This window comes from Mesorhizobium sp. M0761 (assembly GCF_040320205.1).
Taxonomy (GTDB): domain Bacteria; phylum Pseudomonadota; class Alphaproteobacteria; order Rhizobiales; family Rhizobiaceae; genus Mesorhizobium.
In genome coordinates this window covers 53,803-75,543 of the sequence record NZ_JAMYPF010000004.1, presented here as the reverse complement: position 1 = coordinate 75,543, position 21,741 = coordinate 53,803, and the positions used below count along the sequence as shown (strand labels likewise).

The following is a 21,741-nucleotide window of genomic DNA, read 5'->3' as shown; positions in this document are numbered from 1 at the left end:
CCAAATCGGCCGCGTCCCTTTACCGGCCATTAACCCTAACAGGATGATAACGAACCCAGATCCTTAAGGTTTGCCGCCGTGTCCTGGCGGCCATAGCGACGAAGGTGTGTGTCCGATCATGAAAAGCGCTGCTGGTCTGTTTCGCGCTCTGCTGGCCGTGTCGATGCTCGCCGGCTGCTCCAGCTACCGGCCGACGCCGGCGGCCTTCCACGAGGTACTCGACCAGCCCTATCGGCTCGGCGCCGGCGACCGTGTCCGCGTCACCGTATTCGAACAGGACGGTCTGACCAACACCTACAGTGTCGATCAGTCCGGCTACATGTCCTTCCCGCTGGTCGGCGCGGTGCCGGCGCGCGGCCACACGGCCCAGCAGCTGGAAAAAGCGCTCGCCGACAAACTGCGCCAAGGCTATCTGCGCGACCCCGACGTGTCGGTCGAGATCGATCGCTACCGGCCGATCTTCGTCATGGGCGAAGTGGGCGCCGCCGGCCAGTATTCCTACGTGCCGGGCCTCACCGTGCAGAAGGCCATCGCGATTGCCGGCGGTTTCTCGCCGCGCGCCAACCAGGAAAGCGTCGACATCACCCGCGACATCAACGGCAAGGTGATGACAGGCCGGGTGGTTACCTCCGATCCGCTGCTGCCGGGCGACACGGTCTACGTTCGCGAACGCCTGTTCTGACATCAACGTGGCGGACCAGCTCAGGATCGTCCACTGCTTTCGCTCACCCGTCGGCGGGATCTTCCGGCATGTGCGCGACCTGACGGAGGCCCAGCTCGCCGCCGGACATGTTGTCGGCATCGTCTGCGATTCGACCACCGGCGGCGAATACGAGGAACGCCTGTTCGACCAGATGAAGGACAGCCTGGCGCTCGGCATCCATCGCACGCCGATGCAGCGCCATGTCGGGCCGGGCGACTTCGCCTCGGCCTGGCGCACTTACAGGATCATCAAGGAATTGCAGCCGGACGTGTTGCACGGACATGGCGCCAAAGGTGGCGCCTATGCCCGTCTGTTCGGCTCATTGTTGCGGGTATCTAGGTCTCGCGTAGCCCGCCTCTATTCGCCGCATGGCGGCTCCCTCCACTATGATGAAACGACGACGACCGGGAAGCTGTTCTTCGCGCTCGAGCGCTTCATGGCGCGCTTCACCGACTGCCTGCTGTTCGTCTCCGACTATGAGCGGCGCACCTATCGCAAGAAGGTCGGCGAACCGCCTATCCCGAACACGCTGGTCTATAACGGCCTGCGCGCCGCCGAGTTCGAACCGGTGGTCGCACAGCCCGACGCAGCCGACCTGCTCTACATCGGCATGATGCGCGACCTCAAAGGACCTGACATTTTCATCGACGCGCTGGTGCTGGCCGGGTCCCAGCTTGAGCGCCGCTTGACCGCGGTCATGGTCGGCGATGGCGACGACCTGCCGCGCTACCATGCGCAGGTGAAACGGCTGGGGCTCGAAAAACAGGTCCGCTTCTTGCCGCCTATGCCAGCCAGGGAGGCCTTTGCACTGGCCGACCTCGTGGTTGTGCCGTCGCGCGCGGAAGCCATGCCCTATATCGTGCTGGAGACGCTGGCCGCAGGCAGGCCGATGATCGCCACGGCCGTCGGCGGCATTCCCGAAATCTTCGGTGAGGGATCCCCTGCCCTGATCCGTCCCGATCCGCGCCAACTCGGCGACAAGGTGGGTGAAGCGCTGCGCGATCTCGACGCATACCGGCGCGCCATGCCCGACACCGCCAGGCTCAGGGCGCGATTCGGCGCCGATGTGATGGCCGCCGAAATCGAAAAGGCCTATTTCGCCGCGCTCAACAGATAGACGACCGTCCAAAACCACAAGTTGTTCTCAAGGTTTTTTTAGCTCTCTTTCTGCTATCGTCATGGCGGAACCTTGTGGGAAACCCGATGAACGAGACCGACCCCACGCGCCGCTTTTCGGCCGATGCGGTGCGCAAATTCGGCAGTCCTGCCGAGAGCCCCACGCCCGGCGGCATGAACAGTGTTGCCCGCCAGGTCGCCTCGCAATACCGGCGCGATACGATGTCGCCGGTCATGGTCAGCGGCGTACTGCGCATCGTCGAATTCGGCTTGCTGTTCCTGTCGGGGCTCGCGCTCTACTTCCATTTTGTCGGCTTCTTCAACTATCTCGCCTGGCAATATCCGCTGACCATTGCCGCGGCGTCATTCGTGGCCGTGGTGCTGCTCGACGTCAGCGATTGCTACCAGATCTCCGCCTTGATGCGACCGATCTCCAATCTCGGTCGCGTGCTGATGGTCTGGGCCGGCACCTTCGCGCTGATGGCGCTGACGGCCTTCATCATGAAAATGTCGGAGGATTATTCGCGTCTGCTGTTCGGCACCTGGTTTGTCGTCGGCCTGCTTCTGCTGTTCGGCCTCAGGCTGGTGATGTCGAAGCTGATCCGGCGCTGGGCGCGCAACGGCCGCATGGAACGCCGCGCCGTCATCGTCGGCGGCGGCAAGGCGGCCGAGATGCTGATCCGCTCGGTCGAGAAGCAGCCAGACAACGACATCCGCATCTGCGGCATCTTCGATGACCGCGGCGACAAGCGCTCGCCGCCGATCGTGGCCGGCTATCCCAAGCTCGGCACCATTTCGGAGCTGATGGAATTCGCCCGCATCGCGCGCATCGACATGCTGATCGTGTCGCTGCCGCTGACTGCCGAAACGCGCGTGCTGCAACTGCTGAAGAAGCTCTGGGTGCTGCCGGTCGACATCCGGCTCTCGGCGCATTCGAACGCTTTGCAGTTTCGCCCGCGCGCCTATTCCTACATCGGCTCGGTGCCGATGCTCGACATCTTCGACAGGCCGATCAACGACTGGGATTCGGTCGCCAAGCGCGCCTTCGACATCGTCTTCTCGCTGATCGGCATCATCCTGTTTTCACCGGTGATGCTGGCGACTGCCATCGCCATCAAGCTCGACAGCAAGGGTCCGGTGCTGTTCAAGCAGAAGCGGCACGGCTTCAACAACGAGATCGTCGAAGTCTACAAATTCCGCTCCATGTACACCGACCGCTCGGACCCGACCGCCAAGCAGACGGTGACCAAGAACGATCCGCGCGTCACCCGCGTCGGCCGCTTCATCCGCAAGAGCTCGATCGACGAGCTGCCGCAGTTCTTCAACTCGCTGTTCGGCACGCTGTCACTGGTTGGCCCGCGCCCGCATGCGATTGCCGCGCAGTCGCACAACCTTCTCTACAATGAGGTGGTCGACGGCTATTTCGCCCGCCACAAGGTCAAGCCCGGCGTTACCGGCTGGGCGCAGATCAATGGCTGGCGCGGCGAGATGGACACCAATGAGAAGATCCGCATGCGCACGGAATATGACCTCTATTACATCGAGAACTGGTCGATGCTGTTCGATCTGCGCATCCTGCTCATGACGCCGCTGCGGCTGCTCAACACGGAAAACGCCTATTGAGCGCGATTTCCCATGATGTGCCGCAGGCTGCGGTCAATGCCAAGCTGATCGCGCTGATATCCTCGGGCGCGGTGTTTTTCGGCGTCTTCCTCTCAGGCTTCGTCATCGACGAACCGGCGCCCTACGATCTTTTCATGCTCGGGCTGATCGGGGTGTGGGTGCTGTTTGGCCTGCGCATATCGCGCGCCGCCGTGCCGCTGCTCGTGCTGCTGATCACGATGAACATCGGCGGCATGATTGCCATGACGCAGATGGCCGATCTCGCCAACACACCGCTCTATCTCGCCGTCTCGCTGTTTCTCGCGTTCACCGCGGTGTTCTTCTCGTCGGTGACGGCGGTGCAGCCCGGCCTCTACCGGCTGATCTTCATCGCCTATGTCGTCTCCGCGGTGGTGACCTCGCTGCTCGGCATTGCCGGCTATTTCCACGCTTTCCCGGGCGCTGAAATCTTCACCAGATACGACCGCGCCCAGGGCGCCTTCCAGGATCCGAACGTGTTCGGACCATTCCTGGTGCTGCCCGGCATCTATCTGCTCTATCTCCTGTTGACCGGCTCGATCGCGCGCATGCCGCTTCTGGCGGTGCCGCTGCTGATCATCACCGCCGGCATTTTCTTCTCCTTCTCGCGCGGCGCCTGGGGCATGTTCGCCGTCTCGGCCATCCTGCTCACCGGCGCCCTGTTCCTGCAAAGCAACAGCGGCAAGTTCCGGCTGCGCGTCATCATCATGACCATTGCCGCCGTCACCCTGCTGGTGGTCGCCATGATCGTCATCCTGCAGCTGCCCGGCGTCGGCGAGATGTTTTCCAGCCGCGCCCAGCTGGAACAGAGCTACGACACGGCGCGCCTTGGCCGCTTTGCCCGCTACACGATCGGCTTCGAGATGGCGCTCGAACATCCGCTCGGCATCGGCCCGCTGGTGTTCGGCACCATTTTCGGCGAAGACACGCACGACATCTGGCTGAAGACGCTGATGGATTATGGCTGGCTCGGCTTCGTCTCGTTTCTGTCGCTGACGCTGTGGACGATCGCGGCCGGCTTCCGCATCCTTTTGCGCGACCGGCCGTGGCAGCCCTATCTGCTCTGCGCCTACGTCGCTTTCATCGGCAATATCGGGCTCGGCACATTCATCGATATCGACCACTGGCGCCATGTCTACCTGCTGCTCGGCCTGATCTGGGGAGCGATCGCGCTGGAATACAGGCATCAGCGGGGATTGCGGGCGGTGGCGGCAAGCTAAACCGATGGGAAGCCGCCGAGTTCGGATGAATTCGCCTTCAGAACGAATTGCGACCGACGATTTCGTCTATCTCGCGATACCGGTCACCCGCTCGGGATACCGCACTGCCAGCATCGATTTGTCGGCGTGATCGGCAAAGATGGCGCTGACCTTTTCGGCGTCGAACCGCGCCCGTCGCTTGCGCTTCTCGTCGTTGAGCAAAATCCCGCTGATGGCGTCGAACTTGCGGCCGAGGTTTTTCAGTATGCCTCTCTTGATCGGCCAGCTGCTGCTGAAACGGCCGGCCCAGGGAGTGCCTTTCGCCAGATCGCGATAGATCGCCATGGCGCCGACCTCGACACCGATCGGCGGACGGTCCCAGGGCTTGCCCCAGGCGAAGTGGCGGGCGTAGCAGCGGCTGAAAGAAATCTGGCTGGTGTAGTTGGTCATCACGTTCCAGAACGGGTGCATCGTCTGCCACCCGCCCTCGAAAGCCACGTTCAATGCACCTTGATCCATCCCGTAAACCTGCTCGGAGGCCAACTGCCGGGTACGCTCCAGAAGCCCCTCCTGCCTGACCAGTGGCATGTTGAACACCAGCACGCCGGCATTGAACTTCGGCGCGCCTGGCTGCATCGGTAAATGCTGTCGATACTTTACGTCGAAATAGGTCTGCTCATCGTGTGCGGCCAGCAGCGGAGCGTTGAGCGGGACGTTGCAGAGGTCTTCTATCGATCTGTTGAAAAGCACATCGGCGTCGGAATAGGCGATGCGGTCATATGGTTCGAACTCCGGCAATTGATCGGCAAACAGCCTGATGTAGGTCGCAAGGGTTGGGTGCGTTCCGCGGTTGAAGTTTGTCGCTTCCATGAATTTCGTGACATCCAGGATGCGGATCTTCCCACCGAGCAGACGCTCTCCGATAGCTCGGTCTTCGTTGGAGATGACACCGGTGTGCAAAATAAAGCCGTCGAGGTGGTCCGACACATTCAGCACGCGGCGCGCCGCCAGGCTGGCATACGGGAAATACCTCTGGTCGGTGGCGAAAAAGAAACACGAATTTTGCGACATGCTACAACCTGTTGCCTGACCCACTCGCGAGAGCTCCGTTGCGGGTCTCAGGCGAAACCACCGAGTACTTCCGGAAACTGAACAGCCATCGCCCCGGCGTCAGCATGCTCGGCATATATCTTATGCACCTTGCTGCCGTCGTACCGTGCGCGCCGCCGATACCGATCCTTGTTCGGCAACATCCCCATGATACCGTCGAACCTGCGGGCGTACCGCCTCATGACGCCCCGCTCGAAGGGAATACGCTGCCGGAAGGGCTCAAGCCATGGCGTATCCCTTGCCAGATCGCGCCAGACGGCAAGCGCCTCAGGCTCCACATCGACCTGGCTCCCCCATGGCTTGCCGCCGGCGAAATGCCGCGCATAGGCTTGGGCGAACCGAAACTCCTTCGTATCGTTGGACATCAAATTCCAGTTCGGGTGCATCGTCTGCCACTTGCCCTCGAAGACGATGTTCAGCGCGTTCTGATCGTTCATTTGCCCGGCAACGGCAACATCTCTGGCGCGGTGCAAAAGTCCCTGTTGACGCACCGGCGGCATGTTGAAGACGATGATGCCGGCGTTGAAATAAGGCGCCCCCGGCTGCATCGACAGTTTGTTCCGATAGCCCGGGCGGAAATACATGTAATCGTCGTGAGCGGCCAACAACGGAGCATGAAGTGTCTGGCCCACGAGGTCCGCGATATCTCGATTGAACAGAACATCGCAATCGACATGGGCGATGCGGTCATAGTCCCCGAACTGAGGCAGTTGGTCGGCGAAAAGCCGAACAAAAGTGCCGACATTGCTTGGCCGGAAAGTACGGCCGGCGTCCGCAAACAGCGCCGATACGTCCATTATGCGAACGCGGTTCTTCAACAGGCGTTCAGCAACACGCATATCGGTATCGCGTGCGCCGACATGCAGGATGAAGCCCGGCGTTGCGTCTCCCGAAACATCCAGAATTCTGCGCGCCGCCAAGCATGCATACGGAAAATAATTGGCGTCGGCCGCCAGAAAAAAACAGGAATTTGCCACACGCAATCCTTCGTATCGATATTGGGCGAGCCATATCGCCTTGGCGTTGCGGCGACAAGGCCGAATGCTGGCGACTTTCAGGCCCGGCGCGCCGTTTTAGCGCTTGCACCATACCCCTTGAAAATATATGGCTTTGCGCGGTCCGGAGTGTAGCGCAGCCCGGTAGCGCACTTGACTGGGGGTCAAGGGGTCGTCGGTTCGAATCCGGCCACTCCGACCAATTAAAACAAGGACTTAGCTGCTTCCCCCAGAGGTGGCTATAAAGTTTCTAGCCAGATTGTAGCCAGCTACGATGATAAAGCTCCGCCGCTGCGGGGCTGACTGATTCCGTTGTACATCACTCTACGTGGAACCTGCAGACTGCGAGAAGGTTGGGTCTGGTGACGGCGGAGCATTTGCCCGTCCCTCAATAGGCAATGCCGGGTCTCGTAAACCCTCATTCGTCGTCACACCTCACATTACGAAAAACCCCGCCGAAGCGGGGTTGTCGTTCGCGAATCGTAGAGCGTTCAGGCGGCCAGCAAAATCTCGCCGGCCAGGTACTCCTCGTCGGCGGCAAGCGCCGCAGGAACGAGCCGGCTGCCGTGGACGATGACAAATGCTGCTTCGTCATCATAGATGCGCTCCACAACGTAGAGGCCTCGACCGCACGGGCCAGCCAGGATGTGCCCAAGCCACTCGCCGTCCGTTACACACTGGCGAAGGGCGAACAATGGCGTGCTCACCGCTTCCACGTTAACTGTCATCGAATTCATTGCATGGCTCCTCGTTGCGTTTCAAATGATCTGATGTTATTCAAAATGAACAAGGCAAGGCTCCGTGTCAAGCGGATTGTATAGGGTTATGCAAAATGTCTATCTCTTCTGAGCAATCTCGGGCCGCCAGGGGGCTTTTGAACTGGTCTCAGGGAAAGTTGTCGGAAGCTGCGGGGGTCGCCCGGGCAACGATCGCAGAATTCGAAGGCGGCAAGCGTCGGCCAATCGCCAACAACCTCGCCGCCATTCGCGCGGCGCTCGAGGCGGCCGGCGTCGAGTTCATCAACGGCGGCGTCAAGCTGCGCTAGATCAGGCCAGACAACCTGTGCAACTCCACAGGTTGCTATGGAGCGCGGAGCTCTGGCAGCTTTCCAGCCAAACGCCAGCAAGGAGATTTACAAATGGCCCGCACGCAACGGCTGATGAATGCCAGTGAGATCCCTGCTTTTGTCGACCAGGTGATCAAGGCCGGCTGCGATATCTGCGCCATTGGGGATGACATGTACGTCCTCGGCGAATTCGAGGAGCAGGACGCAGCAGAGGAAGAGCTCGAGCGAATCGGGGAAGAGTTCGGAGATCGTGATTTTTTGCTGCTTGAGATCGTGGCCTATCTGAAGTCGATCGGCAGGCATATCGATCCCAAATCGCCCATGGAGACCTGGTACGGCAACGAAGGAAATCGAAGGTCGCACTAAGCCTAGCGCCTACCGGTTTCACCAATTTACCAAGTTAGTACAATGGTTTGACTCTTCGTGGGCTTTGTGGAATTCCTCCCGAAATGTCAGATATTCCATCGCCGTCCCTTCTAGGAACGATCCACACCGCAAAAGAAGCTGCGAGCCGGCTCAAGATGACGCGGCGGGGCGTGATCACGCTCGGCAAGCGATATGGGTGCTGCTCACTGGACGGTAGAAACGCGCTTTTTTCAGAGCAAGATTTGCTCGACATCTGGCAGATTATGCGGGCTCCAGCCACTGCCACCAAGCGCCCTACCGCCAGCGCGATCGCTTTCTATACAGCGGATGCTTCCTACAAGGACCTTCTTCGTAAAGACCAACGAAAAATCGACGAGAAGCGCCGCCAACGCAAAGAACGAGAGACCGCCGAACGTGAGCGGCGACTAGAGATAAAGCGGGACGCCTCCCGCGCAAAACTTGATGCTAAAATTGCAAAGCGGGGCGCCGCCTTGGAAGCAAAGTCGGCTTTACGCGCGGCAGCGGATGCCGAACCGCTCGACGTCAACAATCGCGACCCGGCGTACTGGACGGAGGAGCGCAAGTTGCGTCTGCGTGATGAGCGTATTGCCAGGCTGAGCAGGGATGCGAAATGATACCCGAACCCCGCACCGTCACCAACGCAGCACTCGATCGCTTGCCGCTCGCCCACTAGGCCATTGAATTCCGCCGAACCCCGTGACCATCTGGGCCACACACTGCCTCGAGCCCACATAGAGGAAATGAAAAAGCCGATCCAAAGCGCGCCGACCGGCAAGCCAAAGTCGCTGATCTCAGTCGAAACAAGATATGAGACCCACAAGTTGCTGTTCCTAGCTACGATGGAGCGGCAATTCGACTATGGGAAATGGGTGCTTGCCTCGCTTCTCGCCGTCCATGCTGGATCCTTGTTGGCGATATCCCAAGCGGGGTCAGCCACTGCGAAGCTATATCAGGCGTGCGGCCCGCTGCTAATTTACGGGGTTGCAACAACGCTCGTCGCGGGTGGGTTAGCCTGGGTCAACTTTTCAGTTGCCGCGGTCATCTATGCTGGTTTCCTCAAGGACATACGTGAAGGTCGGGAGCCGGCCCTAACCGGGAGCAAAAGCATTGTTGCAAGGCTGACCTTCTTAGTGACGCCGATTGTTGCAATTGCCTCACTTGTGCTGTTTCTGGTGGCAGCTGTAAGGGCGGCGAACGTCATTTGACCAATCAGGTCAATTAGCCTCGTCTGGCAGAGCTTGAGACAAGATTTGCACCGCTGACCAGGCGGCCGAATACCTGCTGGACTCGGCGACGGTTATTCCAGATCGCCAAGCGTCATGGCCTACATCGGGCATTTTGGACGCCCAGCGCTTTGAGCCCCAAGTGCCGCGGCCAGCCGCCGCGAAGTCTGCGGCGCCCTATTCCCTCCGCAGCTTGCGAGATATCGTCCTCGATAGGAAAAGAGCGCTGCAAGAACGCAAGGCTGCTGATTGGCTCCGCAGCGCCGGCGCCCGCCAGGAGCAGAGAGCGTTGACCGCTGAATTAGATCGCAAGCTGAAGGTGGCCAGGGCGCCCGCTGATCCGGAACCGCTCGATCACACCAATCGCGATCCGCGCTTTTGGACAACGGTCCGCAAGCGGCGGCTACGGGCCGAGCGCAAAGCTAACGGAAGTGAGACATGACCAAGGCCGAAATGAAGCAGCGCATCGAGGATTTGGAAACCAAGTCGGGCCAAGCGTACCAAATCATCGGCAACTTACTCTGGCGGTGCGGCCTGCACGAAAGTGAAGAAGGCACGAGGGCATTGGATTATTTTAGCCAAGACGGCTTTGATGACGATTTCCTGCCATGGCCAAGGGCCTAAGATTACACACTTGGGCGTAACCAGCTTGCGCTCAAAGCTCATTAGCCCCAAAGTATCCTTGGGGATTTCTGCGGGGTAATGAGGGATGAAACCTATAGTTTGGCTTGCAGCCGCGGGTGCCTTCAGCGCATGCGCGGTGGGGGCTTCTATCGCAACTGGCTTTTACAATCCATTTGACAGCAAGATGACCCGTATTTGCGAGGATATGCTGACCGATAGGCTCCGTTCGCCATCGAGCTACCGGCGAATAGAGATTTCCCACTACAGCGACCAGATCCCAGTTGAGGAGTTTCGCAAGATCAAGGAAGCCGAAATTGTAAATGACAAAGACTATGTAACCTTGAAGCGGATCCTCGATCTTACCATTGGTTCCATGAGCAAAAACCACCTGCCGGTCATGTTCAAAAAATACATCAAGTATGACGCGGACAACGCCTATGGCACCCCGATCCGCGGTCTGGCCGAATGCACCCTTCTGGCCGAAAACGGCAAGGAATCGTCGGCGTCCGTCTTTGACGTCCGGTTGGATGGCACGACCAAGACCGAATACCTCACGAAACTCATTCTGGAGAGCCAACAAAACTAGACGCTAGGGAGGGCGACGTTCATGGGGTGGCGTTTTCGTAAGTCGGTTCGGCTTGTTCCGGGCGTTCGGCTGAATGTAGGCAAGAAAGGTGTCAGCGTTTCTGCGGGGACGCGTGGCTTCAAGACGACGATTGGAACCTCGGGGCGCACGACAGCGGTCGGTATTCCCGGCACCGGGCTTTCTCATACCTCACGGAAAGGCAGAGGTCGCAAGACCGAAGTGGCGCCGCAGATAGCGCGCTTTCCAGCATCGACATGGTGTCCGAGCCCTCCCAGAGGTCGCCAGTCAGACGATGGGTCGGCTGGGCCATCCTGTTGTTCATAGGCGTTTGCTTGTATGCGCGATACTCGGGCTAGCAAACTGCATTAGGGGCACCGCGGAAACCACCCACAACGGCCCGACGCTTCCCTAACGGCTTAGGCGCTCTCCGTCCAAACGACCAGTTCGTATTTTTCTCGGCCCGGCTGGATGTTGCCGTCAACGGCCCTTTTTGCAGGGCTTTGCGCGAGTACTTCGGTTAGGCTTCTGTGGTCGCGTTCATTAAATCAACCATTAAGTCATTCCCCTCTGCTTGGCTTCCCGCAGCGCTTTGACGACGTTCATGGTGAAGTCTTTTTGGTACGCTTTCAGCGCTGCCGTTACTTGCTGGCCGGAGTCACCATTGCCGCCCTGTACCGAAATCTGTGGTGCAAACACGATGCTGTTTGACTGCGATGAACTGTTGGCCTGTATCGAGGGCACGCGCGGTATCACCTGCGAACCGCGGGGCAGGTTCAGAAGCTCTGGACCCTCTTCGCCAACGATCGCCAAGCCGCCCGGGTGGTTGTTCGTGCCGTTCGCGTAGCCGGGAATGCCCAGCATCTGCGAGAAGCCGCCAGGCGTAGGATTGAACGAAGATCCGCCGCCACCGGTTAGCAGTCCAAGAATACCGCCAAGGATGCCACCACCACCGCCGGCGTTGCCGGCCTGCATAATGGCGTCGATCAGATCGTTCTCGATCTTGTCGATGATCTTGTCGAGTGCGTTTTCGGCGATGTTGGCAAAGTCCTGCCAGTCAAGCTTGCCGTCATCCAACGCACCCCGCAGATCGTCAAACGCACCCTTCAGCACATCGCGCTGCAGATCTTGCATTTCCTGCGCCTTGCGCAGTTCCTCAGCCTGCTTTGCATAGGCATCCGAGACCGAATTAATAGCGGCGACCTGGGCAGGCGAAAGCTGCACGTTCTGCCAGTCGGCATCGCCCTTTTTGCGAGCCTCTTCCCGAACCTGCTTGAGGGCGGTTTGCTCAAGATCAAGCGCCGTCTTACGCTGCGTCTGCGCCTCGAATGACAGACCGAGGGCGTTGTACTCCTCGGTAAGCGCCGTGGTGCGGTCGCGGATGGATTGCAGATCCTCCGCAAAGCGATCATCGGCGGTTTTCTTGGGTGCTCTGCTTGCCGCGCCGCCGCCGCGCCTAGCTGCCTTCTCGAGCTCGAGCTGGTACTTAGACTTTGTCGCGTTTGCTCGATCGGTCTGAACTTGATCTTCGTTCTGAAACTTCCCGCCGCCACTAAAGACAGGCGGCAAGGTACCGAGCGGCGAGAGCACTTGCGCAGCCTGTGCAGCATCGACACGGGCTCTCTGGGCTGCTGCCGCGGCGGTGCCGATCGCCAGCGCAAGATTGCCGAATGCCTCCGCTAGGGCATTGGCAGCCGGAATGCCGGTGTTGGTCTGGATATCGGCAAGCGCGGCCTGCACCGCCTTGGCGTCTTCGGCAGTCGCGGTCTGGTCGGCAACCTTGCCGTCGAGGATGCCGAACGCGGACTGCAGCCTGGCGACGTCGGCTTCCCTGCCGCCCATGGTCCCCAAATCCGCGATCAGCTGACCAAGATCGGAGCGGACGTCGTTGATCCCTTTCCTTGTCCCCTCGAAAGAGCCTTCGATAACAGCACGAGCCGCGCCTTGGACGTCGCCCTGATCAGAGAGCTTGGCCCGCTCGTCGGCGTAAGCCTTGATGCCCGGCAGCGCATCGCCCCACTTGGCGGCAACCTCCTGAATAAGTTCAGCTTCGGCCTTGAGCGTCTCGGCGTTCTTGTCGGCGCCCGATGCGAAGCTCGTAAAATATTCGATTGCCGCTGCGGTAAGTCCAACGACACCAATCGTGACCAGCGACACAGGGCTGATAATCGATGCAAACGCTTCACCGAGGCCAGCTATTACGCCCTTGGTGCCGCCCATTGTCCCGAGCACGGATGACAACTGCGTACCTTGCTGCAATGCAATCTGTATGGGCGACATGCCCATCGCCGCGGTGACGCCAATATCCTGAAACTGGGCCGCGATGTTGGCGGTATTGAAGTTACCACCGGTGCGCCTCACACTTGGCGTATCGGCCAGCGCCGCATTGCGCTTCTTGATTGCCGCGATATCTGACAGCGCGGCCGTACGCTCACGGTTAATAGCCGCAGTCATCTCGTCGGCAGAAACCGCTCCCAGGCGATGCGCAGTCTGTATCTCCGCAACGGACGCCTGATAGCGCTTGATAGTGGAAAATACCGGATTGATCTTGGCGCGAAGGCGCTCGAATTCCTTGCCCTGTTCAGCTAGCGCACCTTGCCACTCCTTGGCACCCTTGGTACCGATACCGACCATCTCATTGACACGCGCTTGCAGCGCTGTGGTCATTGATCTGTCAATGCCTTTTCCCAGACCATCGAACTGCTTTTGAATGCCAGACGTGGTCTGGCCGATTGAATCGCCGAGCTGCCTCAGTTGCCTTTTGACGGTGCTAAGATCGGTACTGACGCTAATAAGAAGGTCGTCGGTTCTATCGGACATCCGACGCCTCCCGCGCCATCTTCGCCAGCAAGGCCGCCCACGGCGCTTTATTCGGCATGTCGCGGATGAGGGACGCCGCGCCGGCAAGCAGGCTCGCCGCGATGTACGGGGTGTCAAAAGCTGCGGTGCGGAGTGTATTCACGAGATCCGCGACGGCCACCGAGGCGACCGCGTTCTCTAGAGCGTCGATCGCCTGTTGTTGGGCACGGTTGCGCGCCGCGCGGGAGGCGCGTTTGGTTGTGTTGGTCATGTTTGGATTTCCTTGAGCTTAAAGCCAGTCGCAAAGGTAGATGGGCTCGCTGGGCTATCGACGCTCTGACACAAGACAGCGTTGCTGTCCTACTGAGTGGAGCGAATACTGTTAACAAAAGTTACTGGCTATTTACTGGAAGCCATTTCCTGCGTAAAAAAGAGGCAGGTATTGATTCGTACCTGCCTCTGTCTTTTGCGTACTCACGGTCTTGTGGTGCCGAGTGAACGACTAGACCGCAAGTCTGCGCTCTCAACAAGTGCAGAACTGGTGCCCTGAGGCTTCTTTGAGAAGCCACAGGAGCGTAGAAAATGGTAAGACATCCTCCCAAGCTGCTCTGCCTTATCGAGTGCTCCAACAACGCGCTCGAAAGGAGCAACTCTAATGGCAGACGTTCAGGTAACTTGCATCAACAAGCATCCGAGAAACAATCCACACGAGGGCATTACCCACCTCGGGAATGTGACCGGTAAATGGACCAGGGCCGACGTGATCGGTTGGATCGAGAGCAAGGCCCACACCTTCTTCACAAAGGTCGGTAACAACCGCGCCAATATTGGCGTGGTTGACGGGCCTAATGGCAAGTACGTCCGTACCTATGCGGATGGCAAATGGAACGATAACTTGCTAGCGCTTCCAGAGTGCGCATAATCTAACTCGAGAAAAGATCGTCGCCGGCTCTTAGAGTTGGCGGCGATCAATAGTGTGCGAACAGTTCAACCTCGGGATTGAAAAAATGCCACGTGACAACTTTCCACGCGATGTAATCGACCGCATGGGTAAGCGAGTGGGCATGAAGTGCTCCAACCCGGATTGCAGGTTGCCCACGGCGGGGCCAGATGCGGAGGATGGAGCGACCAATACCGGTGTAGCTGCCCACATCACAGCGGCATCGCCCCGAGGCGCCAGATACGATGCGTCTATGACGCCGGAACAGCGGTCCGCTATCACCAACGGCATTTGGCTATGCCAGTCGCACGCCAAGCTGATTGACGACGATGAGCTAACTTACACGCCTGCGGTTCTGCACGCGTGGAAGTCGACCGCCGAGGCTATGGCAAAAGTTGAAGCGGCGGGGTTTGTCATTCACCGAGGGAGATCGTTCGGCGATCTTGAAAAAAAGGCCCCGAAGCTCGTTGCAGAGATGCGCCATGACCTTCGCAAGAATCCGTTAGTGCGCGAGATTGTCATCCTTTCTCGTAAAAGGATGTACCACAATGTCGGCAACGATAAAGTGGTCTTTATGTATTTTCTTCAAGACCATGATGATCTCGGAGGTGCTATCGACGTGATGGAAAACTATGGTGCTATATTCGATGTGACAGCTGGCAAGATACCTCGCTACAAACTACACGAAGATTTTGCCGAATATCTGGCCGGGCGATAGGCTTCAGCCCGCTCGCCCTTGAGTAGCAATCCAAGCCGCATAAGGTACGCGGACTGTGTCTCGTCTTCGAAGAATGGTGACGCCAAATCCGCACCACGCCTCCGCTCGCCGGCATAGGGGAGCGCATACTTCCACCAATTAGAAGGACGCGTGCCTGCCGGATTGTTCTTCAGCCATTCTCTAATCGCGCGCTCGCCGTCGCGTCGCCAGAGTTCACGCAGATCCTCGTCGCCGAGAAAGTATTGGAACTTTAGCCAGTCGTTGCGGCGAGGATCTGACTCAGGCGGGATTTGTCCATCGCACGCCCAAACAATCCAGGCATCCGAAATCGCCACTTTTCGCTTTGATTTTCTCAGTTTTCTGGGCATTTAGTAACCCGTGTTGTCGGCTAGCGCTGGCGGCCGGGACACATCTTCGCCATCTCCGAAATCAAGAGCGAGCTCTCGTAGAAGCCTGGCATAGGCCAGTCTTGAGTCTCTTTCGATGGCGACACAGGGGTGCGCGCGCGGACAGCCGAAGCGGTCGATGAATGTGACACCGTCCGCAGCAAGCGTGACGCGGGCTTGCTCGCCGCGATCAAGCGCCTCGCACGCAAGAACCAAGAGCTTCACGTGATGCTCGTCCAAATCGAAGTTCTCGATGACGGATCGAAACCATTTCTTCCCGGCCAGCGACAGGTGCGCAGGCGGCTTTTTAGCCTTTTCGGCCATTTTTCACCTATTTCGGATTCCGGATTCAACGGGGGAGAGAAAAATGTACACTCTTGGGACCACGCCGGTCCTAGCGACCCAGGCCCTAGGTATCCAATGGGGCCTACCCTTTCGGGGTCAAACCCTCCATCATACCACATCGGTCGGCCTCGTCAAGGTCAAAATGCGCAATATTCTTGCGTTTTGACGATTTCTGGTCGATTTCGGTCGGTTTCGGGTCGATTTCCGAAATATTCGTGCCGGTCAATCCGGCGCGTCGAAGTATCGCCAAGCATCGTTCAAGTCACAGCGGCCAGAAGGCAGAGGCTTTTTCGAGTGGCTGTTAGGTGTCATTCAAATACATAAGGTGTATTTGCTTCGACCATTCTGCGGCGTCAGCATTTACTGCTGGTGTAGCGGTATGCGACCTGACCGCAGCATCGAGACGGTTCACGCTGTCTTTGATTCCGGTTACCGCCTCGTTTAACCTAGCAACCATCCCGAGCGTCCCGAGCCTCAGTTCGTCCTCAAGCGTCAGACTTGTTGCCGCCAGATCGATCAGCCGGACGCTCGCATGCCTCACGGCACCCGCCTTGCAGACGCTGATTTCTCGCAGTTTCGCCTTGGTGACGAGGCGAACTTTATGACCTCGAAGTTCCTTCTCCGTGCTGGCTAGAACGTCGACGCCGACTGAAACATCGGTGCGTCCATTAGAGGCAACCATAGACGCCAGGACGGCGCCACCTTGGGTCGGCGGGAGCTCGAACTCGAATGCGAGACCATCTGCATGGTCGACAACGCGCAAGCCGGCTCGCGTGTCGCCAACCGCCGTGCTGCCAATATGGTCGATTTGAACGTTGACTACGTCGGCCGCCAGTGACGCTGAAAAGCAGCCAGGCAGGAATGCGACAAGTCCATCCCGCTCAAAGGGTTGGCCGTATGTGGTGGCAAAGCCACGTAGTGCCGGCCGCTCGAAAACGGATTGCTCGTGATTCGCGAGCATTAGGCCGGTTGGAGCCTTTCCCAGGTCACGCGCCGCAAGCCGAGCAGCGAACGCAGTCCGCTCCGCCATCCTGCGCACGTTGACACCTGGCACCGCTATCCGGTCGGGTCTCACAGGCGCACCTCGGCCGCAAGCATGGTGGTGCTCATTTGGTTGGTGGTGCTCATTTGGTTTTCCTGCTTGTTTGATACAAAACCGTCTCCATCATTTTGGGCGAAGCTCCTTTGGGATATCGCGCGCCGGCATCAGCCCGGCTGCAACGAAGTCGCGCAGCGCGCTGGCGATGTTGCTGTTTGCGCCGACTGTGTTGCCCAGCCAGAAAGGCAGATGGTGCCCGATATCGCCGGAGTTGTAGCCTGCGCTATGGATCTGATCGGCGAGGCCGTTGATCGAGATTTGGGCGGTGTGGGCGGAGATCATTGCAGCGGCAAAGTCCGCAATATATTTCTTATAGACAGGCATAGCTCGTTCGCGGAGCAACGACGAGGTGCGCGAGCGTTCCGTATCCGCCTCTCGACGCAGAACGGCCAGGGCGTGATCTAGGTCTCGCACCCGTTCGGCGATCTGTTTCCGACGCTCTCTGCCGCTTCCGGTAGACTTTGGGGCGGCCCGTCCCAAGATTGCCGCAGCGCGAGCTGCCGCACCGCCGTCGGTGGTCTCGGCGTCTGGGTCCGGAGCGCGAGCTATTTGCAGATCCTCCGCCAACAGCGCAGTTCGCTCCGCGCCAAGCGGCACCGCCTTCGCTTCAAGATCGATCAGAGTTGGATTGAGATCATTTGGGATAGTGAATTCAGATTCAGTCATCAAAGTTTTCCTGATTCAAAAGTTCGCGCGCGATGGCAAAGACTGCGGCGACTGGGATTTCGAAGAAGGCTGCAGCAGCGGGGGGCTCCTCGCCGTATCTGGCTAATACGAGATTGCTGCGCCGGTTCCTCAAGGTTGCTCTGGCGGTGATCTCCAGCGATGCCACGGTCTGGCCAATCCGGATCGTATCGACGTCATTGTCGATCGTACTTGCGCCCGTAGCGGCTTCAACGATTGCAATCATCTCACGCTCGGCAGTCGCCTCGCCTTGACCATCCGCAAGTCGGAGGGCGCCAACCTGGCGCTCTTGGTCTACTGCGGCGGTAGCGGACATGGCGCTAAGACCGAGCAATATCCGCGCGATATCGCCTGCATCGAATGGAGGAGCGTGCCGGAAGCCCTTCGGTATCCGCCCTGCCTCCCTTAGTCGCCTTAGCGTAGTGTCGACCATGGCGCGAGGCAGCCTTGTATGTGCCACGAGCGAGTCGGGTACGACTTCGGTATAGAGCCGCATCGGGCTTCTCCTGTAAAATGTCCGAAAATCCGATATGCGGATAAAACTGCACCGGCCAGCGCTAGCGGGACGAAAGCGCGTGGCCGGGAGGTCAGGGCCTTACGGCGCGACTATGCCCGCCCGGTACATCCGTGGTGCAGGCAATATGAAACTGGCCCGTCGCCGCGAGGGGCAAAGGCGACGGGAGATCGCACCACGACCCGAAGGTGGTGGTGTGATTGGTTGCCGGCGCGCTGGCGACGCTACCGGCTTAAGCGCCGACCTGGGGGGACGGCGCAAAGAGGTGGAAGGATTTCGCCCCTTCCTACTATTACCCGCCGAGGCGCCGGTGGAACGGTACTACTAGGCGGCGATTGCCGATTTAATTTCAGAAAGCGCCTTCAGAACCAGTTTTTTCCCGACTTTTGACGCGCTGCTTTTGGCGTATCCGCGGTCGATAGCAATCTTCGCATACGTTTCGTCATCGTTGGCGGCAGTCACTATCGACATCACGCGGTCGGGCACGCGTGCTAGAAAGTCAGCGGCGTCAATGGCTCGGTCAATCTCGGACAGTGCCATGTGTGCCGGCGCGGAGGTTTTGCCAACTCCGACACCTTTCCCTTCTGTGATTCCCGCCAACTGGCCGTAGAGATACGGCATCGCAGCGGTCTGCTTGCCAAGCGCGAGATATCCAGCCGCTACGGACTGTTCTTCGGCTAGCTGCGCGGCCTCGTGCTCATCTTCGGACGAATGCCGTGCCTGGCTCGCTTCTGTGGCGTCCACCCAAGGCCGCTTCCGCACGCCATTCTGGCCATAAGCAATGAGTTCGCCCTCGTAGAATTGCAGCCCGTGGAACTTGCCAGCGCTGTCCCGGCCGCCAATTTCTATAAGCTCCTTAACGGTAATTCCTCGCTTGTTTTTCCGACTGTCATACCGAACGCCGCCGGCAAAGCGCACAATCGTCCCGTCTGACTTGACAGTGACGCGGGGACGCAAACCGTCGCTGTAGGCGGCGAGGAATGCCGGGATGGACGGTCTGATGGATGATGCCGTCAATTTGGTTTCGAGACCCCATCCGCCGTTCACCGTCTCATCGTCGGCATTTTGGGCGAAGTTGTCGTTCGCGGCGACAAGGCTTGCCGGTCGCAAAAGCTCGGAAACCACGTCGAGCGTCGCGCCCGCTTCCGTGCCAGCTAGGTCCCGCGATATGCGTGTGCCGCGAAGCGCGTCGTCGTATCGGCCCGTGGCAGCGGCTACCGTCTTGATATGCCCAGGCCGAGGGGCGTCGTTTGGCAACGTGACGACGCTGGTTGCGGTCTTCACGATGGTGGGTGCCTGCCGTGCTCCAATCCAGACATCCCAATCGGCGGGTTCCTCCTTCTTCTTTGTGGCCGTGCGACAGCTTTTCGAAGTCAGCCAATTTCCAGGCTCAACTGGCCACGTGCACGGCTTGCCGCGAGTTGAATAGTTGTTGCTGACTGCGGCCACACGTCGCCCGACCTTGATTGTATCAGGCGATGTGTAGAATCGGAACTCCGAGTGCAGATGGTCACACCTGTTCCATGCAAAGCAGTTATCGTTATTCGCAACGAGTCCGAATCCGTGCTCGATTTGGTTGGTAGTCATGAAAGTCCCCAGGTAGGTTTTGAGAACCGGTCGCCAGACCGGGATGCAGACCGTTAGGCCCGTATGACAATTAGGATTTTTCCCGATTTTTTCCCGTTGCAGGCTCGTTATCGTTCGCCGCTTCTTTCACGAGCTTTCGGAATTCATCCCAGTTCATGCGCCGGCCGCGAAACGGTTTGGCGCTTTCGCTGACGGCTTTGCTGGTTGTCGTTCGGGCTGTGGTGGTAGCGGTCATGCTGCTTGCTTTATCTCCTGATCGGGATACCGATGCCACTTCTCGAATTCCTCGCCATCGTCGCCGTCCCAAAAATCGATGAGCACGCGCCGCCCTGCCAGATCTGCAATGTCGTCAATGCCAAGGTCGCGCATGACGTCTTCTTGCCGGCTACCTAAGAACATTTCGTAGGTTGGCTTTTCGTCGGATCTGGCGTCGTTCCATCGCAGCATAATGCGTGCATCACCTAAGCCCTCGATCATCGCGTCGCGTCGAAAGGCACCCTTACGCTTGGTTGGCATCTTGACGGCTGGCGTGACCATCCGATCGGCTTCGTCGTACTTCTCCGCGGCGAGCCATTTTTGAAGCGGCAAACGCTTCGTGCCTGGCTTCGCACTTGCCGCCCACGAGGCGGCCCGAGCGGCAATGTGTTCAACGTTCGGGTTCACGATCACGGCGAATGCTTCGCGAGCGGATGTCTTATTGCCCAGCTTGCCGTAAGCCAGCCACACCTTTTCAAAACCCACCGTCCCCGCCGTGGCGGCCGATAGGCAAGCCGCAGGCGGCGCCGAAGGCGCGGTGGATACTCTACCTACCTTCCCCGCGTCTCTGAGCGGGTCAGGTAGTAGAGTCTTTGGCCCGGTAGCGTGGGCCGGTTCGGCGTCAACTGGCCCGGTAGCGTGGGCCACTGGTGGCCCATTAGCGTGGGCCGGTTCGTCTTGGATATCAACCGGCCCATTAGCGTGGGCCAGTTCCGGGAATCTGCCCTGTGCGGCAAGGTCAAGTACGTTGACGACAGGCACGTAGCGGCTAGCCCCTTTGCCCTTGCCTCGGCCCTGAAAGGTGCGGACAACCCAGCCTGTGTCCATAAGCGCGATGATGGCCCGCTGCACCGCGTTGCGCGAAGGAACGGTCGCGCCTTCGGGAGCGCGTTGCTTCATCGCCTTCGCGACGTGTCGCTGCGACAGGAGTGCGTCGCCATGCTCGTCGTGGTACCATCCGACCAGGAACCGGTAGACTATGCGGGCTGTTTCATACAGACGATTATCTAGGTCAATAAGTTGCGCCATTCGGAACTGCGCGACGGGGCTTGGGAATGCGTCGACCTTGTGCGTCCAGTAGGCGCGGCTTTCGCCAATTTTCTGCTCAGGCTTGGCTGCGGTCATTGAGGGCGATTCCTTCGCGATATGCGACGCTTGCAGCGCGCGACAGTTCGGTAGCGAATTCACGCGAAAAGGTGGCGGTCGGTCGGCCGTGGTTATTCGCGGAGTAAGTCAGATAGCGACCGCCAGACTCGACGAGGCGAAGGCCGCAAAGGCGAACGTCTGGCGATATCTCGACGTCATAGTGGGCAACAGCGCGCCCATCCACGCCCGGAGGCGCGGGTCTGATTTCTAAGATTCTCACTGTTGTATTCCAGTTGTCGGTAGGGTTGGCGCCGGGTTGGATCCGGTCGTTTGTTATGTGGTTATGCGTCGGCGTAGCGAGCGACCGCTTCGGCCAGCAGGGCGGCTTCTCGCTGCGCCTTGCGCCACGCGCTCAACGCCTCGATCTCGGCCGCGAGTTCTGCGAGGGTCATTTTGGCGATGCGCTTCATGCTGCGGCTCTCGCGCGTTTGTTGTCGTTTGAAGGCAGGCGCCGATTTTCAGCCACCCATGCGTCGAGATCGTCCGTGCTGTAGATGACGCTGTTTCCAAGTTTGACGTAGGCCGGCCCGGTTCCGTAGCATCGCGCTTTGTCGAGGAATGACTTGGACAGGCCGACATAATCAGCGGCTTGGCTTACTCGTAGGTTTGCCATGTGTTTAC

The 21,741-nt window shown here is 59.1% G+C and carries 27 protein-coding genes and 1 tRNA gene; 14 read left to right on the top strand and 14 right to left on the bottom strand.

Going from position 1 to position 21,741, the window contains the following annotated elements; genetic code table 11:
- The first annotated feature begins 118 nt into the window (after positions 1-118).
- The 4 genes from NKI32_RS07965 (at position 119) to NKI32_RS07950 (ending at position 4,680) form a co-directional block, all read left to right on the top strand.
- Complete coding sequence (locus tag NKI32_RS07965) at positions 119-682, top strand: polysaccharide biosynthesis/export family protein (RefSeq protein WP_023669390.1); 564 nt, start codon at positions 119-121, stop codon at positions 680-682.
- Positions 683-689: 7 nt separating this feature from the next.
- A complete protein-coding gene (locus NKI32_RS07960) occupies positions 690-1,820 on the top strand; it encodes a glycosyltransferase (protein ID WP_353002477.1) in 1,131 nt (376 codons plus the stop codon).
- Positions 1,821-1,906: 86 nt separating this feature from the next.
- Positions 1,907-3,442 (top strand): undecaprenyl-phosphate glucose phosphotransferase, encoded by a 1,536-nt coding sequence (locus NKI32_RS07955; protein ID WP_023708658.1) that lies wholly within the window; start codon positions 1,907-1,909, stop codon positions 3,440-3,442.
- Positions 3,439-4,680, top strand: a complete 1,242-nt coding sequence (locus NKI32_RS07950; RefSeq protein ID WP_353002476.1) for an O-antigen ligase family protein — start codon at positions 3,439-3,441, stop codon at positions 4,678-4,680. Before NKI32_RS07955 ends, NKI32_RS07950 begins: the two co-directional genes overlap by 4 nt.
- A gap of 66 nt (positions 4,681-4,746) precedes the next feature.
- Here NKI32_RS07950 and NKI32_RS07945 read toward each other — a convergent pair whose 3' ends face one another.
- Both NKI32_RS07945 and NKI32_RS07940 read right to left on the bottom strand, forming a co-directional pair.
- Positions 4,747-5,730 carry a glycosyltransferase family 8 protein gene (locus NKI32_RS07945; RefSeq protein WP_353002475.1) on the bottom strand — a complete coding sequence of 328 codons (984 nt, stop codon included), beginning with the start codon at positions 5,728-5,730 and terminating at the stop codon, positions 4,747-4,749.
- A gap of 47 nt (positions 5,731-5,777) precedes the next feature.
- Positions 5,778-6,746, bottom strand: a complete 969-nt coding sequence (locus NKI32_RS07940; RefSeq protein ID WP_353002474.1) for a glycosyltransferase family 8 protein — start codon at positions 6,744-6,746, stop codon at positions 5,778-5,780.
- A 143-nt stretch (positions 6,747-6,889) separates the two neighbouring features.
- Between NKI32_RS07940 and NKI32_RS07935 the strand changes: the two genes are divergently transcribed.
- Positions 6,890-6,966 (top strand) — tRNA-Pro (locus tag NKI32_RS07935).
- 289 nt (positions 6,967-7,255) lie between these two features.
- Here the strand turns inward: NKI32_RS07935 and NKI32_RS07930 are convergent.
- A complete protein-coding gene (locus tag NKI32_RS07930) occupies positions 7,256-7,501 on the bottom strand; it encodes a hypothetical protein (protein ID WP_353002473.1) in 246 nt (81 codons plus the stop codon).
- Between the two features lie 95 nt (positions 7,502-7,596).
- Here NKI32_RS07930 and NKI32_RS07925 point away from each other — a divergent pair, with 95 nt between their 5' ends.
- The 7 genes from NKI32_RS07925 to NKI32_RS07895 all read left to right on the top strand — a co-directional run bounded on the left by NKI32_RS07925 (position 7,597) and on the right by NKI32_RS07895 (position 10,974).
- A complete protein-coding gene (locus NKI32_RS07925) occupies positions 7,597-7,809 on the top strand; it encodes a helix-turn-helix domain-containing protein (RefSeq protein ID WP_352558736.1) in 213 nt (70 codons plus the stop codon).
- Between the two features lie 93 nt (positions 7,810-7,902).
- Entirely contained in the window at positions 7,903-8,196 is a 294-nt protein-coding gene (locus tag NKI32_RS07920) for a Y4lK-related protein (protein ID WP_353002472.1), read from the top strand.
- Positions 8,197-8,279: 83 nt separating this feature from the next.
- On the top strand, positions 8,280-8,831 hold the full coding sequence (locus NKI32_RS07915) for a hypothetical protein (RefSeq protein WP_353002471.1): 552 nt from the start codon (positions 8,280-8,282) through the stop codon (positions 8,829-8,831).
- Positions 8,832-8,957: 126 nt separating this feature from the next.
- Positions 8,958-9,422: a hypothetical protein gene (locus NKI32_RS07910; protein ID WP_353002470.1), complete on the top strand. Its 465-nt coding sequence runs from the start codon at positions 8,958-8,960 to the stop codon at positions 9,420-9,422.
- 456 nt (positions 9,423-9,878) lie between these two features.
- A complete protein-coding gene (locus NKI32_RS07905; RefSeq protein WP_353002469.1) occupies positions 9,879-10,064 on the top strand; it encodes a hypothetical protein in 186 nt (61 codons plus the stop codon).
- Positions 10,065-10,149: 85 nt separating this feature from the next.
- Positions 10,150-10,650 (top strand): hypothetical protein, encoded by a 501-nt coding sequence (locus NKI32_RS07900; RefSeq protein WP_353002468.1) that lies wholly within the window; start codon positions 10,150-10,152, stop codon positions 10,648-10,650.
- 21 nt (positions 10,651-10,671) lie between these two features.
- Positions 10,672-10,974, top strand: a complete 303-nt coding sequence (locus NKI32_RS07895) for a DUF4236 domain-containing protein (RefSeq protein ID WP_353002467.1) — start codon at positions 10,672-10,674, stop codon at positions 10,972-10,974.
- Positions 10,975-11,202: 228 nt separating this feature from the next.
- Here NKI32_RS07895 and NKI32_RS07890 read toward each other — a convergent pair whose 3' ends face one another.
- Positions 11,203-13,467: a phage tail length tape measure family protein gene (locus tag NKI32_RS07890; protein WP_353002466.1), complete on the bottom strand. Its 2,265-nt coding sequence runs from the start codon at positions 13,465-13,467 to the stop codon at positions 11,203-11,205.
- A complete protein-coding gene (locus NKI32_RS07885; RefSeq protein WP_353002465.1) occupies positions 13,457-13,717 on the bottom strand; it encodes a hypothetical protein in 261 nt (86 codons plus the stop codon). The genes NKI32_RS07890 and NKI32_RS07885 overlap by 11 nt, the downstream gene beginning before the upstream one ends.
- 384 nt (positions 13,718-14,101) lie before the next feature.
- Here NKI32_RS07885 and NKI32_RS07880 point away from each other — a divergent pair, with 384 nt between their 5' ends.
- Both NKI32_RS07880 and NKI32_RS07875 read left to right on the top strand, forming a co-directional pair.
- Positions 14,102-14,368 carry a DUF3892 domain-containing protein gene (locus NKI32_RS07880; protein ID WP_352825487.1) on the top strand — a complete coding sequence of 89 codons (267 nt, stop codon included), beginning with the start codon at positions 14,102-14,104 and terminating at the stop codon, positions 14,366-14,368.
- Positions 14,369-14,420: 52 nt separating this feature from the next.
- Positions 14,421-15,104: a hypothetical protein gene (locus NKI32_RS07875; RefSeq protein WP_353002464.1), complete on the top strand. Its 684-nt coding sequence runs from the start codon at positions 14,421-14,423 to the stop codon at positions 15,102-15,104.
- Positions 15,105-15,472: 368 nt separating this feature from the next.
- On the opposite strand, the gene NKI32_RS07870 is transcribed toward NKI32_RS07875, so the two are convergent.
- The 9 genes from NKI32_RS07870 to NKI32_RS07830 all read right to left on the bottom strand — a co-directional run bounded on the left by NKI32_RS07870 (position 15,473) and on the right by NKI32_RS07830 (position 21,733).
- Positions 15,473-15,814: a hypothetical protein gene (locus NKI32_RS07870; protein ID WP_353002463.1), complete on the bottom strand. Its 342-nt coding sequence runs from the start codon at positions 15,812-15,814 to the stop codon at positions 15,473-15,475.
- 322 nt (positions 15,815-16,136) lie between these two features.
- On the bottom strand, positions 16,137-16,796 hold the full coding sequence (locus NKI32_RS07865; RefSeq protein ID WP_353002462.1) for an HK97 family phage prohead protease: 660 nt from the start codon (positions 16,794-16,796) through the stop codon (positions 16,137-16,139).
- Positions 16,797-17,000: 204 nt separating this feature from the next.
- A complete protein-coding gene (locus NKI32_RS07860; protein ID WP_353002461.1) occupies positions 17,001-17,600 on the bottom strand; it encodes a hypothetical protein in 600 nt (199 codons plus the stop codon).
- Complete coding sequence (locus NKI32_RS07855; protein ID WP_353002460.1) at positions 17,593-18,114, bottom strand: hypothetical protein; 522 nt, start codon at positions 18,112-18,114, stop codon at positions 17,593-17,595. Before NKI32_RS07855 ends, NKI32_RS07860 begins: the two co-directional genes overlap by 8 nt.
- Before the next feature lie 342 nt (positions 18,115-18,456).
- Positions 18,457-19,719: a hypothetical protein gene (locus tag NKI32_RS07850; RefSeq protein ID WP_353002459.1), complete on the bottom strand. Its 1,263-nt coding sequence runs from the start codon at positions 19,717-19,719 to the stop codon at positions 18,457-18,459.
- Positions 19,720-19,789: 70 nt separating this feature from the next.
- Positions 19,790-19,954: a hypothetical protein gene (locus tag NKI32_RS07845; RefSeq protein ID WP_353002458.1), complete on the bottom strand. Its 165-nt coding sequence runs from the start codon at positions 19,952-19,954 to the stop codon at positions 19,790-19,792.
- Positions 19,951-21,099 carry a hypothetical protein gene (locus NKI32_RS07840; protein WP_353002457.1) on the bottom strand — a complete coding sequence of 383 codons (1,149 nt, stop codon included), beginning with the start codon at positions 21,097-21,099 and terminating at the stop codon, positions 19,951-19,953. The genes NKI32_RS07845 and NKI32_RS07840 overlap by 4 nt, the downstream gene beginning before the upstream one ends.
- Positions 21,100-21,401: 302 nt before the next feature.
- Complete coding sequence (locus tag NKI32_RS07835; RefSeq protein WP_353002456.1) at positions 21,402-21,530, bottom strand: hypothetical protein; 129 nt, start codon at positions 21,528-21,530, stop codon at positions 21,402-21,404.
- On the bottom strand, positions 21,527-21,733 hold the full coding sequence (locus NKI32_RS07830) for a helix-turn-helix transcriptional regulator (RefSeq protein ID WP_023834240.1): 207 nt from the start codon (positions 21,731-21,733) through the stop codon (positions 21,527-21,529). Before NKI32_RS07830 ends, NKI32_RS07835 begins: the two co-directional genes overlap by 4 nt.
- Between the last annotated feature and the right edge of the window lie 8 nt (positions 21,734-21,741).